The 17684-nt window shown below is 29.5% G+C and carries 14 protein-coding genes, 1 riboswitch and 1 other annotated feature; of the genes, 11 read left to right on the top strand and 3 right to left on the bottom strand.

Annotated features, from left to right (window positions below):
* Positions 1-238 precede the first annotated feature (238 nt).
* The 4 genes from H9661_RS01185 to H9661_RS01170 all read left to right on the top strand — a co-directional run bounded on the left by H9661_RS01185 (position 239) and on the right by H9661_RS01170 (position 6119).
* The gene (locus H9661_RS01185) at positions 239-2248 is read left to right on the top strand and encodes a cell division protein FtsA (RefSeq protein WP_143316313.1); all 2010 of its coding nucleotides are present in this window, start codon (positions 239-241) and stop codon (positions 2246-2248) included.
* A gap of 25 nt (positions 2249-2273) precedes the next feature.
* On the top strand, positions 2274-3461 hold the full coding sequence (locus H9661_RS01180; protein WP_143316314.1) for a M20 metallopeptidase family protein: 1188 nt from the start codon (positions 2274-2276) through the stop codon (positions 3459-3461).
* 66 nt (positions 3462-3527) lie between these two features.
* Complete coding sequence (locus H9661_RS01175; protein ID WP_143316315.1) at positions 3528-4487, top strand: RluA family pseudouridine synthase; 960 nt, start codon at positions 3528-3530, stop codon at positions 4485-4487.
* A 21-nt stretch (positions 4488-4508) separates the two neighbouring features.
* Positions 4509-6119, top strand: a complete 1611-nt coding sequence (locus tag H9661_RS01170) for a putative polysaccharide biosynthesis protein (protein ID WP_191767488.1) — start codon at positions 4509-4511, stop codon at positions 6117-6119.
* 74 nt (positions 6120-6193) lie between these two features.
* Here the strand turns inward: H9661_RS01170 and spoVB are convergent, their stop codons facing one another.
* Positions 6194-7693 (bottom strand): stage V sporulation protein B, encoded by a 1500-nt coding sequence (gene spoVB / locus H9661_RS01165; protein WP_143316317.1) that lies wholly within the window; start codon positions 7691-7693, stop codon positions 6194-6196.
* Positions 7694-7852: 159 nt separating this feature from the next.
* Entirely contained in the window at positions 7853-8968 is a 1116-nt protein-coding gene (locus tag H9661_RS01160; RefSeq protein WP_143316318.1) for an aminopeptidase, read from the bottom strand.
* A gap of 128 nt (positions 8969-9096) precedes the next feature.
* Between H9661_RS01160 and H9661_RS01155 the strand changes: the two genes are divergently transcribed.
* The 3 genes from H9661_RS01155 to H9661_RS01145 all read left to right on the top strand — a co-directional run bounded on the left by H9661_RS01155 (position 9097) and on the right by H9661_RS01145 (position 12736).
* Positions 9097-10380: a hypothetical protein gene (locus H9661_RS01155; RefSeq protein WP_143316319.1), complete on the top strand. Its 1284-nt coding sequence runs from the start codon at positions 9097-9099 to the stop codon at positions 10378-10380.
* A gap of 170 nt (positions 10381-10550) precedes the next feature.
* Positions 10551-11060: a hypothetical protein gene (locus H9661_RS01150; RefSeq protein WP_143316320.1), complete on the top strand. Its 510-nt coding sequence runs from the start codon at positions 10551-10553 to the stop codon at positions 11058-11060.
* A gap of 17 nt (positions 11061-11077) precedes the next feature.
* Entirely contained in the window at positions 11078-12736 is a 1659-nt protein-coding gene (locus tag H9661_RS01145; RefSeq protein WP_191767487.1) for a B12-binding domain-containing radical SAM protein, read from the top strand.
* 78 nt (positions 12737-12814) lie between these two features.
* Here the strand turns inward: H9661_RS01145 and H9661_RS01140 are convergent, their stop codons facing one another.
* Positions 12815-13993 (bottom strand): cation:proton antiporter, encoded by a 1179-nt coding sequence (locus tag H9661_RS01140; protein WP_191767486.1) that lies wholly within the window; start codon positions 13991-13993, stop codon positions 12815-12817.
* 43 nt (positions 13994-14036) lie between these two features.
* Positions 14037-14087 (bottom strand) — a sequence feature (sodium ion sensor (DUF1646 type); this cis-regulatory element may regulate processes involved in with the transportation of sodium ions).
* Positions 14088-14272: 185 nt separating this feature from the next.
* On the opposite strand from H9661_RS01140, the gene H9661_RS01135 reads away from it, so the two are divergent.
* The 4 genes from H9661_RS01135 to H9661_RS01120 all read left to right on the top strand — a co-directional run bounded on the left by H9661_RS01135 (position 14273) and on the right by H9661_RS01120 (position 17624).
* Positions 14273-15223 carry an MraY family glycosyltransferase gene (locus H9661_RS01135; protein WP_143316323.1) on the top strand — a complete coding sequence of 317 codons (951 nt, stop codon included), beginning with the start codon at positions 14273-14275 and terminating at the stop codon, positions 15221-15223.
* Positions 15224-15278: 55 nt separating this feature from the next.
* Positions 15279-15387, top strand: a riboswitch (SAM riboswitch).
* 72 nt (positions 15388-15459) lie between these two features.
* Positions 15460-16341 carry a methylenetetrahydrofolate reductase [NAD(P)H] gene (gene metF / locus H9661_RS01130; RefSeq protein WP_143316324.1) on the top strand — a complete coding sequence of 294 codons (882 nt, stop codon included), beginning with the start codon at positions 15460-15462 and terminating at the stop codon, positions 16339-16341.
* A gap of 17 nt (positions 16342-16358) precedes the next feature.
* Positions 16359-16814: an S-ribosylhomocysteine lyase gene (locus H9661_RS01125; RefSeq protein WP_143316325.1), complete on the top strand. Its 456-nt coding sequence runs from the start codon at positions 16359-16361 to the stop codon at positions 16812-16814.
* Positions 16815-17090: 276 nt separating this feature from the next.
* Positions 17091-17624: an ECF transporter S component gene (locus H9661_RS01120; protein WP_143316326.1), complete on the top strand. Its 534-nt coding sequence runs from the start codon at positions 17091-17093 to the stop codon at positions 17622-17624.
* Positions 17625-17684: the final 60 nt, after the last annotated feature.

Raw genomic sequence — 17684 nt, 5'->3', positions numbered from 1 at the left:
TAATGAAATTCTCCATGGTGTAGAAATACATTGTGGAGATTTTTTGTTTATCTAACTCACAATTAATAGAGAAATGTAAAAGTAAATTGATTTGTAGTGTATTGGTAAATGGTGAGGTAATCAGTATATGGTGATTTGTATTTTCGTTGAATGTTAATTGTTAATAATATATAATTTAAATTAGACTTATATTATGATAATATAGGTGTCTATCAGAATTTGTAGAGGATGGTTAGATATGGAAAGGACTACTTTTAATCCAAGAGATATTATATTTTCATTAGATATAGGAACACGTTCTATTATTGGAACGGTAGGCGTTGTAAGAGATAAAAAATTCGAAGTAATATGTGAAAAATATCAAGAACACGAAGAAAGAGCAATGGTTGATGGTCAAATTCATGATATAAACCTAGTAGCTCAAGTTGTTGATAATATTAAGAAGAAACTAGAAAAAGAGTTAGAGATAAAATTAGAAGAAGTTTCAATAGCGGCTGCAGGTAGGTTTTTAAGGACTTGTGAAGCTAAAGCAAATCTTGAATTAAATGAAAATGAAGAAATAGATAAAGATATAGTTAGAACAATTGAACTTAGTGCAGTAAAAGAAGCTGAAAGTGAAGTGAATAAAAATACAGCTGGAAAACTTTATTGTGTGGGATATTCTATAAAGGAGTATTATTTAAACTCATATGTAATATCAAACCTTTTAGGACATAAGGGAGAAGAAGCAGGCGTAGACGTTATAGCTACATTTTTACCAAGATCAGTAATAGATTCATTATATACTGTAATGAATAAAGTTGGACTAAGAGTTATGAACCTAACGTTAGAACCAATTGCAGCTATAGAAGCAGCGGTACCTAAAAACTTAAGGTTATTAAATATAGCTTTAGTTGATATAGGTGCAGGAACTTCAGATATAGCTATAAGTTCAAAGGAAACTATAAGTTCATATGCTATGGTTCCAATGGCAGGTGATGAAGTTACAGAAGTAATAGCTCAAGAATATTTAGTTGATTTTAATACTGCTGAGGGAATAAAGAGAAAGATTGCTGTAGAAAAAGAAGTTTCATATATTGATGTATTAGGTCTAGAAAATACAATTCTTTCAGAAAGCGTTATGAAGCTTATTAACCCAGTTGTAAACAAGTTAGCAGAAGCTATATCAAGTAAAATATTAGAGACTAATGGAGAAAAGTCGCCATCTGCGGTATTTTTAGTTGGGGGAGGAGCTCATACTCCAGGTCTTTTAGAAGGAATTGCAGAGAAGTTAAATATTCCTACCCAAAGAATAGCTATAAAGGATAGGAATGCTGTGCCAGAATGCGTAGCTGATAATGGATTGGGATCAGCAGGTGTTACAGTTCTTGGGATAGCGTTAAGTGCTATAAGAAGTCTTGGAAATGATTTTATTGATGTAAGTTTAAATGGAGAACCAGTAAGTTTATTTAATTCTCATAAACATACAGTTATGGATGTACTTTTGCAAGCTGGTGTTAATCCTTCCTTATTAATAGGTAAAACTGGGAAAAATGTAAGATTTGTTGTCAATGGAAAGAAGAGATTAGCTTTCGGAGGTATGGGTGTAAATGCAGTTATTAAAATAAATAATAAGATTGCAGATATAGAAAGTGAAATCAATGCAGGTGATGATATTTGTGTAGTTTATGCTCAAAATGGAAAAGATGCAGAGGCTAAGGTAAGTGAATTTATTAGCAATATAAATTCTATATCTATTTTTATTGATGATAAAATAGTAAATTTAGAGCCTGTATGTCTAATAAACGGTGAAAGAAAAGATATCTCTGAAATTATAAAAAATGAAGATGAGGTTAAGGTGTTTTTGCCTAACAAATTAGAGGATTTTAAAAAGTATGTGTTAAAAAATAAAATTAAACTATATATAAATGATGAAGAATTAAATGAAGATTTTATACTAGAAGAAGGAAATAAACTATATACTAAGTATGAAGATAAAGAAGAGGAGGTTGCTACTGAATCGGAAGTTATTTATGAATTTAAAGTACCTAAAGAAACAAAGGAAAAGAATCCTATTAGCGTGATTGTTAATAAAGAAGAAGTAAAATTGAGTGGAAAAGAGTCATATATATTTGTAGATGTATTTACTCATATTAATTTTGACTTAACAATACCTAAAGGAAATATTAATTTACTTTTAAATGGAAAACAAGCAGGATACACAGATGTACTAGTTGAAGGTGACGAAGTAGAAATATTTTGGGAATAATTTATATAATTAGGAGGCAAGTTATTTGATTAATTTTTTAAATGAAGCAAATAATATCAAAGACGAACTTGTTACTATTAGAAGAGATATTCATATGCATCCTGAGTTAGGGTTTGAAGAAGAGAGAACTTCTAAGATGATAAAGAAGTTTTTATCTAATGAAAAGATTCCTTTTATATCGGTTGCAGGTACTGGAGTTTGTGCAGTTATAGAAGGTGAGAAGGTTGGAGATAATAATAAAACTATAGCACTTAGAGCTGATATGGATGCATTGCCAATTCAAGATAAAAAGGGAGTAGTCTATAGTTCTAAGGTTTCAGGAAAAATGCATGCTTGTGGACATGATGCACATACAACGATATTACTTGGGGCAGCAAAGATTTTAAATAAATACAAAAAGAAGTTCTCAGGAAATGTAAAACTTTTATTTGAACCTGCAGAGGAAACTACAGGAGGCGCACCTATTATGATTAAAGAAGGTGTTTTGGATAACCCTAATGTTGATTGTTTAGTAGGGCTGCATGTTACAGAGGATTTAGATTGTGGAAAAATAAGAGTGAAAAATGGAGTAGTTCATGCAGCATCTAATCCATTTATAGTAAATATAATTGGAAGTGGCGGACATGGAGCTTCGCCACATATTACAGTAGATCCAATAGTTATAGCATCGACAATAATATTAAATCTTCAAACTTTAGTAAGTAGAGAAATATCTCCATTAAACCCATCAGTAATAACTGTTGGAAGTATTCATGGAGGAAGTGCTCAAAATGTAATTCCAGAAGAGGTAGTTATGACTGGAATTATTAGAACTCTTACAAAAGAAGATAGAGAGTATATGGTTAAAAGATTTAAAGAGTTAATAGATAATGTATGCAAGGGTTTTAGAGCTCATGCAGAAATAATGATAGAAGAAAGCTATCCATGTTTATATAATGATGAAAAAGTATTAGATAGAGTAAGAAAGGCAGCTAAGGATATTTTAGGTGAAGACAATTTAGTAGAGCAAAAAAATCCAAGTATGGGAGTTGAAAGCTTTGCTTATTTTGCAAATGAAAGACCAGCAGCCTTTTATTTTTTAGGAACTAAAAATGTTGTTAAAAAGACAGACAAACCAGCTCATAGCAGTCTTTTTGACATAGATGAAGATGCATTATCCTTAGGTGTAGCACTTCAATGTGACATTGCGTACAAATATTTGACAACAATGTGATTTAATATTACTCTAATATAATGAGGATTTATAAACAGAAGGATAAGACTAGGAGTTGATTATACTTTGAAAATAGAAATAGGATCAAATGAAGCAGGACAAAGATTAGATAAATTTCTAAGAAAGCTTCTTAAGGATGTGCCATTAAGTGCAATATTTAAAGCCTTAAGAAAAGGTGATGTAAGAGTTAATGGTAAAAAAGAAAAAGAAAAATATTCACTACAAGAAAATGATGTAGTAGAAATACGATATATAAAAACAAAGAAGGAAACTAAGGAAAACTTTATTAAGGTTGACTCAAGTGGATTAAAGATTACATATGAAGACGATAATTTACTTATAGTAGAAAAGTGGCCAGGAGTATTAGTTCATCCAGATAGTAGTAAAAAAGAAGCAACACTAACAGATTATGTTCTTTCATATTTAAATGCTAAGGGAGATTATGTTCCTGAAAATGAGATAACTTTTACTCCAGCACCATGCAATAGGCTTGATAGAAATACGTCAGGTATAGTTATTTTTGGGAAAAATTTCGAAGCTTTAAGAGTTTTAAATGAAGCAATTAGAGAAGGAGAAGTTGAAAAATATTATAATACCTTGGTTAAAGGTAGAGTAAAAGATGGATTATATAAAGGATACATATTAAAAAATGAAGAATCAAATATTTCTAGAATATTTGAAAAGAAGGTTCCAAATTCAAAAGAAATTGCTATGGAAGTTAAGAATATTCAAAGTAATGGGCTTATATCTTTCTTAGAAATACATTTAATTACAGGAAGGAGCCACCAGATAAGAGCTCATTTGTCTCACTTAGGAAATCCACTTATTGGTGATACAAAATATGGAGATAATAAATTAAATTCATCTTTTAGAAATAAATTTGGATTAGATTATCAATACCTTTATGCGTATAAGCTTATATTTAGAGAAGTAGGCGGTAAATTAAACTACTTAAAGAATAAAACTATTGCGGAATCATTACCTCCTATATTTAAAAAGATAAAACAGGATGTTTTTAAATTTTAATTAGAGAGATAGGAGATTAGTATGAACGAAAAAGCTTCAGCGGCTAAAGGGATGTTTATTCTTTCTTTTGCTGGAATTATTGCAAAGGTAATGTCTGTATTTTATACACCGTTTTTAGTATCAATACTTGGACCTGTAGGATATGGAGCGTATGCAAAGACAACAGAAGTGTTTTTATTTGTATATGCATTAAGTTGTATGGGAGCACAACCAGCAGTAGCTAAGGTTGTAGCAGAATATACGGCTTTACAAAATCCTAAGGGCGCTGTAAAAGTACTTAAGGTTGCAAGTAGGTTCTATGCAGTACTTGGAGCTATACTTGGAGTGGCTATGATATTCTCAGCAGGGATGCTAAGTGTTGTGGCAAAATCCCCTCAGTCTAAAATTGGAATAATGGCACTAGGCCCTTGTATATTAATTACTTCTTTACTTGCTGTTTTTAGAGGGTTTATGCAAGGAAAGAATGATATGACTCCAATAGCTGTATCTCAAATTTTTGAACAATTTTTGAATGTGTTTATTAGCTTGTTATGTGCATTTATATTAGTTCAAAGCAGTATAGAATTGGGTAATGCAGGAGCACAAATAGGTACGTCAGTTGGAGCTTTATTTGCATGTTTTTATGTAATTTATTGTTATGATAAGAAAGGGTATAAGGAAGAAGCTTTAGAAAGTAGAATTCCAAATAGGAAAATTAGAAATAGAAGAATTTTATCTAAGGTAATAAAATATTCTATTCCAATTACACTTAGTGCAGGCCTTCAAAATTTTGGAGGAGTAGTGGATATGCTTAATGTATCTTCTAGATTAGGTGTTGCTGGTTTTACAGAAGAGGGAGCTAATATTTTATATGGACAGTTAAGTCAATATAAAACATTATATGGTGTTCCGTTAGTAATAATTACTGCAATAGGGACAACCGTATTGCCATCTATAGCAAAATCTATCGTGCTAAAAGAGCGGAAGGAAGCTAAAAGAAAGATAAGCTATGCTTTTAAAATGGCATTTATGATAGCTATTCCATCAGCAGTAGGATTATCTATGCTTAGTACAGAAGTATATACATCGTTATATGGTAATAGCAATGGATCAGATATTATGATGTATGGTTCTATAGTACTTGTACTTATGTCAATGACGCAGATACAAAGTACAGTGCTTCAGGGAATTAATAAGTTATACTATGTTTTAAAAACATTTTGTTTAGGAATTGTTGTGAAGATAATAGTTAACTTTCTATTAGTTGGAATTCCAGAAATAAATATATATGGAGTAATAATAGGTAACTGTTTGTGGCATCTAATACCTGCAGTATTAAATCATAAAAAGATATGTTCTACAATGATGATGAGGATGCCAATATTAAGATTAACTATCAAGCCAATAGTAGCATCAGCTGCTATGGCAATAGCTATATATATTCTTAAAATGCCACTTAGTTTTATATACAGGTTTGTGGATTTAACAAGAATTACGGCAATTCCAATAACAGTGATATTAGTATCTGTGGGAAGTTTTGTTTATATTTATTTAATTATTCTTATGGGAGGAATAACAAAGAGAGATATAGAAGGTGTTTCACCTAAAATACTTAAGGTCATTCCAAGGTTTATGAGAATAAAGTTAAGATAGAATTAGAAAAAGGGCTCATTTCGTATAGAGTAAGGCGAAATGTGCCCTTTAATATATAATAAATTAGATATTTTTTAAGAGTTTTCTTCTCCGAAGGTTCCAAGAAAAGAGAAAATACCAAAAGTTAAAATTATTATGATTATGGTTTTAAGTACACTTAATGGGCCTATTACACTTTTAATTAGAAAATTTAGTACTAAATAAAATAGTAGAGTTAATAAACAATAAATAACCGCATTTGTTATAGATAGATTTATTTCTATGGATTTTTTTACTTCATAAAGATTAATTATAAGACTAACTAAAGAAGTTAATAATAAAGTAATTGTGTAGCCGTATATGTTTATACTAGGGATAGATGTAAATATGAATAATCCTATTAATTCTAGTACAGCTACTATAAGTGAATTTCTAAGTATAATCATCTGTTTATTTATTCCATTTAATATTCCAAACATAGTTATTGAAGTGAAAAATGCAGGTGCAGATATACCTGCATATTTAATATAGTTACCTAAGTCATCTCTTTGATAAAGAATCTTTCCTAAGGAATCAGGGATTAATAAACATATTATAGTGGTAGCTAGTCCAAGTATAAAGGCTATCTTTATAACTTTTCTTATTCTTATTGAAGCGTCATAATAATTACCTTTGCTTAAGGTTTGAGAAAGATCAGGAATTAATAGAGTATTTATGGAACTAATTACCACTAAGGGTATTCCAACAATCATCATAGCCATCCCTGTAAATTTTCCAATCATAGAAAGTGCTTCAACATGAGTGAAACCAGCATGGGATAAACACCTTGGAATAATTAACGTAGATAATGTATTAAAAATATTGCTTAGAAAGCCGTTTAAAGTTAATGGCAAACAAATTATAAGTACATTAAATAGTAATTGAGATCTTCGTTCAGACTTTTCATAGGTTGGAACCATCTTCTTTACACAATGTCTATAATAAATATAGAGTAAAATTAAGCTTTGAAGTTCTCCAAGACAAAGGGCTATATAACAAAGTGTTACTAGTAAAGTCATGCTTTTAGCTTGAAATAGAAATATTAAAATGGCTACGGTAAGTATTCTTAAAGCTTTTTCTAAAATATCTATTGCTGCAGGGATAGTAATTTTGGAAGTACCCCAAAAATATCCCTTTAATATATTAGAAAGAGCGATAAATACCATAGCAGGACAAGTTACTCTAATAGCATCAATAGTTCTATTATCACTTATTCCGTATTCTCCAATTATGGGAGCGAAGGCAAAAACCATTATTCCAATAAATATTGCCCATATTATATTAAATACAGCTACAGTTTTCATTGTTCGTATTAAATTATTATTTTCATTTTTTTCAACATATACAGCAGAAATTTTTGATATAGAAGCTGATATTCCAGCAGACATCATACAAATAAATAAATTGTAAATTGGCATAACTAAATTATATAATCCCATACCTTCAGGACCTAATACATGTGAAAGATATATTGAGAAAATGAAACCTATAACTCCCGTTGTTATATTAGAAGCTGTCAGTAAAAATGAATTCTTAAAAAAATTGTCTTTATCCAAAGCTTGTTCACTCCTTTAAATTACAATAAATCATATTCAAGAAGAGGGATAAATAGACTAAAAATAATGGATTATATAATTATAGATATGTTAAAAAGGCTTAATTGAAATTTAAGTATTACCCTTAAATTTCAATTAAGCCAATATTTTATTGGAAAACTATATTAGATTCTCTGGGTTTAAACATTTTAATTCATCTAGAACAAATAGACCATCTTTTCTTATTAGTACGTCATCAAAATAAATTTCTCCACCGCCGTAGTCAGCTCTTTGAATTAGAACTAAATCCCAGTGAAGGGCTGATTTATTTCCATTAAATGCATCATCATAAGAACTGCCTGGTGTGAAATGGATCGAACCAGTTATCTTTTCGTCAAATAAAGTATCTTTCATAGGTTCTAATATAAATGGATTAACTCCTATAGCAAATTCACCTACATACCTAGCACCTTCATCTATATCAAATACATTATTAATTCTTTCAGTATCATTAGCAGTTGCTTCAATGATCTTACCATCTTTGAAAGTAAGTTTTATGTTTTCATAAGTAAATCCATCACGAAGAGATGGTGTATTGTAACTTATAGTACCATTTACAGAATCTTTAACTGGTGCAGAATATACTTCGCCATCAGGAATGTTCATTTCTCCAGCACATTTTATAGTTGGTATTCCTTTAATTGAGAAAGTAATATCTGTGTTTTCAGCAGTTAATCTAACTTTATCGGTTTTTTCCATTAATTCCACTAGATTATCCATAGCTGTAGACATCTTTGAATAATCAAGGTTACATACATTGAAATAATAATCTTCAAAAGATTCTGTACTCATATTAGCAGCTTGAGCTGTAGAGTAATTTGGATATCTTAATATAACCCATTTTGTATTTGGAACTCTAATTTTCATGTGAACAGGATTTGCAAAATATTTGCTATATAATGAAATCTTTTCTGCTGGAACATCAGCAGTTTCAGATGCGTTATTACCAGCTCTAATGCCTATGTAAGCATCCATATCTTTCATTCTTTCTACTTCATATTTAGCCATAAGTTCAAGTTGTTCTTGTGTTGCGTTCATAAGTAATTCGCGATCAATTTCTTTATCTTTTAAAGTAACTAGTGGAATTGCCTTTGCTTTGTAAGCTTCTTTAACTAGTTCCTTAATTAAAGGCTTACATTCTCCAATTCCTTCTATTAAAACTTTTTCTCCTTCTTTTAATTGACATGAATAATTTATTAGATTTTTAGCTAATGTAGCATATCTAGGGTCTTTCATATAATTTGTCCTCCTTGGATTTCTTAATTAGTTATAGTATAGCATTATGTCTAGAATTTTCAATAAGAGGGTAATAATTTAAGGCTAAATAAATATAAATTAGAGAAGGGATTAAATGGGGGAGTGCTATGAAGAGATTTTTTAAGTTTAGTATAATTATTATTTTGATAGTGACTACATCTTTTGCAGTAGTTAAGGTATCAAGAAAATATAGTTTAAATATATTAAAAGATGATATAGATTGTAAGGTAATAACTAAAAGTTGTGAAAAAGCAAAAGCTATAGCAACTGATGATAAAGGAAATATATATGTTGCATATAATGATTATATAAAGTCTATAGATAGTGAAGGGAAAGAAAAAGTTTTATATAAAAATAAGGATATGTCGATAGAGGATATAGTTTTTTATAATGATAAGATTATATTTATATCAAAGGATAGTATTCAAAGTTTTTCTTTAGATGATGGAAAAGTTAATACATTGTACAGTGGTATTCCTGAGAGTGGGAATAATATTAGTAGAAAGTTACTTTTAAGCAAAAATAATTTGCTATTATCAGTGGGGGCTGTAACTAATTCTGGAATATCAGAAGGAGATAAAGTTGACTTAAGTCCTATAGATATAACATTAACAGGTGTCAACTACGGTAACCTAAAGACAGGAGCTTTCAAAAGAGCTGGAGAAAAAAGTGAGGAAGGGGAAAAAATACAGAGGTCTTCATTTGGAAATGCTTGCTTATATTCCTTCGGGTTAAAAAAGAAAGGAAGTAGTTTATATGCAAGTGGTATTAGAGGAATAACAGGGATGGATTTAGATAGCAAGGGAAATATAATTGCAATATTTTCAGGATTTAAAAATGAAGGCTTAAGACCTGTAAATAGAGACAAAGATTACATCTACAAAATAGCAAGAGGTAAATGGTATGGGTGGCCTGATTTTAGTGGAGGGGATCCTATAACTTCACCACGGTTTAAAGGGAATGAATTAGTTAAAGCTTTACTTAAAGATCCTCCAAGTAAGGTAGTTGAATCTCCTCTATACCAGCATGAAACTGTTGATTCTTTAAGAGAATTATCTATAGATATTAATGGAAAGCTTTTAGATAAAGACAGTTATTTATTTTGGGATAGAGATGAAGAGGTTCTTTCGGCATTAAGTCCAAGTGGAGTATACTGTAAAATTTTAAAGCTAAATGAAAAAAGTAAAATTGAAGATATAATTTATAATAAGGATGGATTTTTAATACTTGATAGTGTAACAGGATGTATCTATAGTATCCATGAAAAGGAGGGTTTATTAGGGTTTAAGCTACCTTTAGAGATTTGGATATTTGTGTTTATGCTTTCATTTATTTTACTATGTATAATTGTTTTGAAGTGGATGAAAAAAGAAAATAAAAAGTATTTTTAGAAAAGTAAATTTATGAAGAAGTTAACTAATTGTAAGTTGAATATATAGAAAGTAAATATTATAGAAAAACTGCCTGCTTTATGTGATTGGGCAGTTTTTTTATGGTAGATAAATTTATTATATTTTCAGTAGTTGGTAAAATATGTTAATATAGAGGTGGAGGTGATATTATGGGAAAGAAAATATTAATCAATTTAAATAATGTTCATATTGAAGGGGATATATTAGATGTTTCAAGGGAGAACTCAGGAATAATATATAATATATCAAAGGATGCAGAAGAAGAAGTATCAGTTGATTATGTTGATCTTGATAGTAGAAAAATTTTAAATAGAAGAACATACGATGCATGTACATTCTTTTTTAATTTAAATAATATATTAGGTGGAAGAAAAAAGGAAAGCTTAATAAAGGAGATTTGTGGGTATTTAAAGGAGGAAGGGGTAATTTATATTTGGGATATTAATAAAGAGCGTGGAGGTTTTTGTGATTATAATGTAAATGCTGTTTTGCCAAATGGAAGTGTAAAGGAAGTGGTTCTTAAAAATTATAACCCTTTAATAACTTGTAAATTTGAGGAAATAAAAAAAATTCTTGAAAAATATTCTGAAATAGAAGAAACTAAACTTTGGGAAGATATTTTCTTTATTAAAGCAGTAAAGAAAAAGAAATTAACGTAGAGGAAGGATGAAAAGAGATGAAGGTATTACTTACAGCTATAAATTCTAAGTTTGTTCATAGTAACTTAGCAGTTAGATATTTAAATTCATTTACAAAAGATTTGGAATATGACTGTAAAATAAGAGAATTTTCTATAAATGACAGGGAAGAGCATATATTAAAAGAGATTATTGAAGAGGATGCTGATGTAGTAGCCATCTCTACATATATTTGGAATGTAGAGATGGCTACTCGTTTAGCAAATTTAATTAAGAGCGTAAATCCTAAAATAGAAATATTATATGGTGGACCAGAGGTATCCTATGACAGCAGAGTATTCCTAAAGGAACATATTGGGGATTATGTAATTGAAGGAGAGGGAGAGAGGACATATAGAGAGTTTATTGAATATAAATTAGCAAATAGGAAGGTAGAAGATATTAAGGGTCTTCATTACAAAAATAATGGAGAAGTTTTTTCTAATGGTACCAGACCCCTCATGACGTTCGATGAAGTAGTTTTTCCATATGAGGAAGATGAAGATCTAAATAATAAGATTGTATATTATGAAGGAAGTAGGGGATGTCCATTTAATTGCAAATATTGTTTATCTTCCACCAGTCATGGAGTTAGATTTCATTCTATAGATAGAGTACTTAAAGAACTTCAATACTTTATAGATAAGAAGGTAAGATTAGTTAAATTTGTTGATAGAACGTTTAACTGCAATCATAAATATTCTATGGCTATATGGGATTTTTTAATTAAAGCAGATACAAGTACCCAATTTCACTTTGAGATTTCTGCGGATATATTGAAACAAGAAGAAATTGATTTATTAAGAAATGCTCCAGATGGAAGATTTCAATTTGAGGTTGGAGTTCAAACAACAAATGATGAAGTTTTAAGAAATATAAATAGATTTGTAAATTTTAGTGACATTAAAGAAAAAGTAATTGAGTTATTATCTATTAGAAATATAAAACAGCATCTAGATTTAATTGCAGGACTTCCATGGGAAAACTTAGAATCTTTTATAAAATCATTCAATGATGTACATAGTATAAAACCAGAAGAAATACAATTGGGTTTTTTGAAGTTATTAAAAGGATCTTCCATGAGAGAAGAAAGTGACAAGTATGGAATGGTATACTCACCTTATCCACCTTATGAAATATTAAAAACAGATAAGATTTCATATAAAGAAATATTAATACTTAAGAAAGTAGAAGCTGTTGTAGATAAATATTATAATAGTCAGAAATTTAATAATATACTTAATTATTTCTACCCTAAGTTTGATACAGCATTTAAATTTTTCTATGAACTTGGAGAGCATTTTGAAAAGAAAGGTTACTTTAATAGAAATATAGGAAATTCAGAGTATTATAAAGTTTTTATAGATTTTAATAACGAAATTCTAAATTCCAGTGAAGAAGTATTAAAAGATATAATAAGATATGATTATCTTTCTTTTAACAAAAAGAGAGGAATTCCAGAGTTTTTAAAAGTTAAAATAGACAAGGGAGAAGAAGAAAAGATAAAAAATAAATATAGGGATAGGTATGCCTTTAGAGAATATAGCATAGAAAAGTTTTCTATCGATATAGAAGAATATATAAAAAAAGGAATAGTAATTAATAAAGATACTTATTATTTGGTAGGTAATAATGGTGAATTAATTAAAATATTATAAAAAATAAAAGTTGTTCTCATTTTCTAGGAACAACTTTTGTTTTTATATAATAATACTACTAACATATTTTTATCATGCTTAAATGTTCTTTTCTATTTTATGAGAAAATGCTAATTTAAGCAGAATAGGTGTTATAATTGTTGTTAATATTACAACTATTAAAGTAGGAAGAAATACTTCTTCAGAAATTAAACCTTTTTGAAGACCTATATTAGCTGTAATTATAGCAACTTCTCCTCTTGAAATCATTCCAATTCCAATTTGTATGGATTCGCTTCTTGGCATCTTTAGAAGTCTTGCAGCGCCACTACATCCTACTAATTTTCCTATTATTGCTACAATAAACATGACTAGAGTAATATAGATTACCTCGAGATTTATTCCTTTTAAGTTTGCTTCAATCCCAACACTTGCAAAGAATATGAGAGATAAAAATCCTGAAGAAATTGCTTTAACATTTCTTGTTAAATATTCTTTGTGTTCAAGGGATGAAAGCATAAGACCACATATATAAGCTCCAGTAATGGCTGCTATACCTAGACTTTCTGCAATATATGCTACTAGTATGGCAAAGGCTAGAGAAAATGTAAGAAGTTCTCTACCGGGTTTTATCTGTTTAGCAAATTTGTTAATAAGTTTTGGTAAATGAGCTATTCCAATTATAGAAAATAAACAGAATAGAATTATTTTTACAAAAACATATATAATCGGTAAAGAGGTTGAAGCCCCCCAATTTGAGCCAGAAGTTTGTGCAAATGCAAGAACTATAGATATAAGTATAAGGCCTAAAATATCGTCTATTACCGCTGCTCCCAGGATATTTATACCTGCTTTCGTATTAAGTTTACCAAGCTCTTTAAGAGTTTCTACTGTTATGCTTACACTTGTGGCAGTTAATATAACTCCTATAAATATATTTTCTAATAAGTTATCAAAAAATAAAGATGCACCTAAAGTTCCTAGAAAAAGAGGAAGTAGTATACCTGCTATTGCAATTATAAATGAAGATAAGCCAGCTTCTTTTAATTCTTTTACATTGGTCTCAAGTCCTGCAAGAAACATAAGGATGATAACTCCAAGGTTTGAAAGAAGTTTAATATTATTATCGTAATGTATAAGGTTTAATACAACAGGACCTAGTATTACGCCTGCAATTAAGGCACCCAAAACTTCAGGCATTTTTAATTTTTTACTTATTATACCTCCTAATTTTGTAAATATAAGAATTAAGACAATACTCAGTAAAGTTTTTTCCATAATACACCTCCATTAAAATAAAAAAAGGCAGAAAGTCCCTAAGGACTTCCCACCCTGAAAGTCAGATTATCTTGAATCAAAAAAATGTTCAACCGTAAAATAAAAATATAATGTTTTGCTACTAAAATCTTCTTTTGATATAATAACATATTTGTAGATGTTTTGCCAATATAGATGCATTTTAATATTTTTGTAATTGCTAAAAAAAGTCGATAATAGTATAATTCATATAGGACAATAAAAGAAAAAGGACAGATAAGTTTAAGGAGTAGATTTAATATGCAATATTTAATAACGCTGATAAGTACTTTCTTAATTGTTTTCTTAATTACTCCACCTATAATGAAGGTGGCTCATAAATTGGAATTTACAGATAAGCCAACTGAGCGAAAAAAGCATAGAGGACCAATACCACTTTGTGGTGGACTTGGGATTTATATAGGTTTTTTTATAGTATATTTTTTAACAATTAATGATGATAGACATGAAGAACTATGGATATTTATTTCAGCAACATTAATATTTTTAATTGGTGTAGTAGATGATTATTTTAAAACTAAAGGGAGAGAATTTCCTATATATCCAAGATTAATAATTCAGGTTTTAGCTGCAGTTTTAGTATTTAAAGCTGGTATAGTTTTTGAGGGATTTAGAAATCCATTTTCAGGGGAATATATATTGCTATCGAGAACTATACAATTTTTATTAACTATTACATGGATATTTGGCGTTACTACGGTAATAAATTGGTCAGATGGTATGGATGGATTAGCAGGAGGAATATCATTAATTTCTTCGGTTACATTCTTTTTTGCTGCAATAATACTTGGACAAGGAGTATCAGCTCAATTTTCAATTATACTGGCAGGAGCAATTTTAGGATTCTTAGTTTACAATAGGCATCCAGCAAGAATATTTATGGGGGATTCTGGTGCTAATCTTATAGGGTTTCTATTAAGTATTATAGCTATTGATGGTGCTTTTAAGCAAGCTACTGTTTTAAGTTTGTTTTTGCCAATATTGGCATTGGCAGTTCCTATATTTGACAATTTATTTGTCATATTTAAAAGATTCCGTGAAGGAAAACCTGTATATCAAGCTGATAGAAGTCAAATGCATTTTAGACTAGAGGAAAGAGGACTTAGTATAAATCAAATAGTTACACTTATACTAGCAATAAGTTTTATATGCAGTGGATTATCTATATTGCTACTGTTGATAAAAAAATAATTATATTTACAAAATTGTATAAATAGTATATTATAATAACTATAAATTAATATTTATCTTATCATGAGAGGTGGAGGGACTGGCCCAGTGAAACCCGGCAACCAATATATATGTAATATGTGTATGATGGTGCTAAATCCTGCAGCAAAGCTGAAAGATAAGGGTTATTATAGTGTAGAAATTTATTATACCTAAAGGATAACCTTTAGGTATTTTTTATTAAAGGGGGCATTTATATGAAGATAGGCGAAATATTTGAAAATAAAAAAACTGTTTTTTCTTTTGAAATATTTCCTCCTAAAACGACATCATCGGTTGAGACTATTTATAGAACATTAGAAGAGTTAAAGGGATTGAATCCAGACTATATTAGTGTTACATATGGTGCTGGAGGAAGTATAACTGATAATAAAACGATAGAATTATCTTCATTGGTAAAGAATAAATATGGTATAGAAGCTGTAGCGCATTTAACTTGTATTAATTCATCTAAAGAAGATATAGAGTACTATTTAAATTCCCTGAAGAATAATAATATCGAAAATGTACTTGCATTAAGAGGAGATATACCAGCTGATGGACAAATGAAGGGAGAATTTAAATATGCTTCAGAAATTATTAAAAACATTAACAAATACAATGATTTTAATATTGCAGCAGCTTGTTATCCAGAAGGGCATATTGAAAATAAAGGTATGCTAAAAGAAATTGAAAATATGAAGAGAAAAGAAGAAGCTGGGGCCGCTTATTTTATTTCTCAGTTATTTTTTGATAATAACTTATATTATGATTTTCTTAATAAAGTAAAAGCTGCAAATATAAAAATACCAATTGAAGCTGGAATTATGCCAGTTACAAATAAAAAGCAAATAGAGAGAATGGTTTCATTAAGTGGAGCATCACTCCCAAAGAAGTTCACTAAAATCATGGATAAATATGAATATAATCCAGAAGCTTTAAGAGAGGCTGGAATAGCATACGCAGTAGAGCAAATCGTAGATCTTATATCTACTGGAGTTGATGGAATACATCTATATGTTATGAATAATTCATATTTAGCCAAAAAGATTAGTGGAAGTATTGAAACTATTTTAGCTACAGAAAATAAAGTTTATTAAGATAGGAGAATGTAAAAATGGAAAAAGTAGAAAGTTTTGAATTAGATCACAGAAAGGTAAAAGCACCTTATATAAGAAAGTGTTGTTTATTAGATGGACCAAAAGGGGACAAAGTTACAAAATTTGATTTAAGATTCCTTCAACCTAATAAAGAAGCTTTTGGAACAGCAGCCATGCATGGACTTGAACATTTATTAGCACATGAACTTAGAGGAAGATTAGATGGAATAATTGATTTATCTCCAATGGGATGTAGAACAGGATTCTATTTAAGTATATGGGGAGATAGGGAGGCTGCTGAAATTAAAGAAGCATTAGAAAGTTCTTTAAAGGAAGTTTTAAAGGCTAAAGAGATTCCAGCAGCAAATGATATACAATGTGGAAATTACAGAGATTTATCACTATTTGGAGCTAAGGAATATGTAAAAGAAGCATTAGATAGAGGTTTTTCTTTAAACATATTTGGTGAATAAAAACTATTTAAAATTAAGAAACTATAAATACCTAAGGGCGAAGTCCTTAGGTATTTATGCTATAAAGAACAAAATATTGATAAGTTTTTTGAAAATTTAATTGATGAAACTATCGAAGAAAATAGAAAAAATTTATTTCCTGGGAAATCAGTACCTGTAATAATTAGGTTAATCATTAAAAGAAAGTATTGGTGTAAAATGGATAAGTTAAAGGTGTTTACATAAAGGGCAAGATAAAGTATACTGGTGTATATACATTAATGAGGTGATGAGTATATGAATAGTAGAACAAAAGAAATGATATATGCAGCTTTATTGACAGCGTTAGCTATAATAATTCCAGTGCAGTTTTCATTTTTAAGGGTAATAATTCCACCATTTAGCGCAACTGTGGCTTCTCATGTACCAATGTTTATTGCAATGTTAGTTTCACCTATGGTAGCAGTTGTAGTAGGTGTAGGATCAGTTGTTGGTTTTCTATTCACAGGATTACCAATGCCTATAGTTTTTAGAGCGGCGATACACATTTTGGTAGGGCTTGTTGGTGCAATAATAATAAAGAGAAGTAGAAGTTATGTTAAGGCATCAATATTTACAGCTCCGATTCATGGTATAGGGGAAGCTTTAGTAGTTATACCTTTTGTAGGGTTTAATGTTTATCAATTACTAGTAGTAGTGTGTGTAGGGACAATTATACATCATGCTGTTGATAGTACAATTGCTTATGCTATTGTAAAGGCAATTGCTAAGGCTAGAAGAAAAAGCATTTATAATACTTTTAATGAAGTTATAACAAAGCAATTAACTTAAAATATTTTTCAAGTAAAGTCATGAATAAGATTTTATACATGGCTTTATTTTTATATACAA

Origin of the sequence: Clostridium cibarium (assembly GCF_014836335.1) — a bacterium.
GTDB classification, from domain to species: Bacteria; Bacillota; Clostridia; order Clostridiales; family Clostridiaceae; genus Clostridium; species Clostridium cibarium.
This window is presented reverse-complemented; position numbering and strand designations above follow the sequence as displayed.

What these genes read in the sequence shown, in the direction of transcription:
- H9661_RS01185 (WP_143316313.1), top strand. Translation starts at nt 239, where the DNA reads ATGGAAAGGACTACTTTTAATCCAAGAGATATTATATTTTCATTAGAT.
- H9661_RS01170 (WP_191767488.1), top strand. Translation starts at nt 4,509, where the DNA reads ATGAACGAAAAAGCTTCAGCGGCTAAAGGGATGTTTATTCTTTCTTTT.
- H9661_RS01160 (WP_143316318.1), bottom strand. Translation starts at nt 8,968, where the DNA reads ATGAAAGACCCTAGATATGCTACATTAGCTAAAAATCTAATAAATTAT.
- H9661_RS01155 (WP_143316319.1), top strand. Translation starts at nt 9,097, where the DNA reads ATGAAGAGATTTTTTAAGTTTAGTATAATTATTATTTTGATAGTGACT.
- H9661_RS01150 (WP_143316320.1), top strand. Translation starts at nt 10,551, where the DNA reads ATGGGAAAGAAAATATTAATCAATTTAAATAATGTTCATATTGAAGGG.
- H9661_RS01145 (WP_191767487.1), top strand. Translation starts at nt 11,078, where the DNA reads ATGAAGGTATTACTTACAGCTATAAATTCTAAGTTTGTTCATAGTAAC.
- H9661_RS01140 (WP_191767486.1), bottom strand. Translation starts at nt 13,993, where the DNA reads ATGGAAAAAACTTTACTGAGTATTGTCTTAATTCTTATATTTACAAAA.
- H9661_RS01135 (WP_143316323.1), top strand. Translation starts at nt 14,273, where the DNA reads ATGCAATATTTAATAACGCTGATAAGTACTTTCTTAATTGTTTTCTTA.
- metF (WP_143316324.1), top strand. Translation starts at nt 15,460, where the DNA reads ATGAAGATAGGCGAAATATTTGAAAATAAAAAAACTGTTTTTTCTTTT.
- H9661_RS01125 (WP_143316325.1), top strand. Translation starts at nt 16,359, where the DNA reads ATGGAAAAAGTAGAAAGTTTTGAATTAGATCACAGAAAGGTAAAAGCA.
- H9661_RS01120 (WP_143316326.1), top strand. Translation starts at nt 17,091, where the DNA reads ATGAATAGTAGAACAAAAGAAATGATATATGCAGCTTTATTGACAGCG.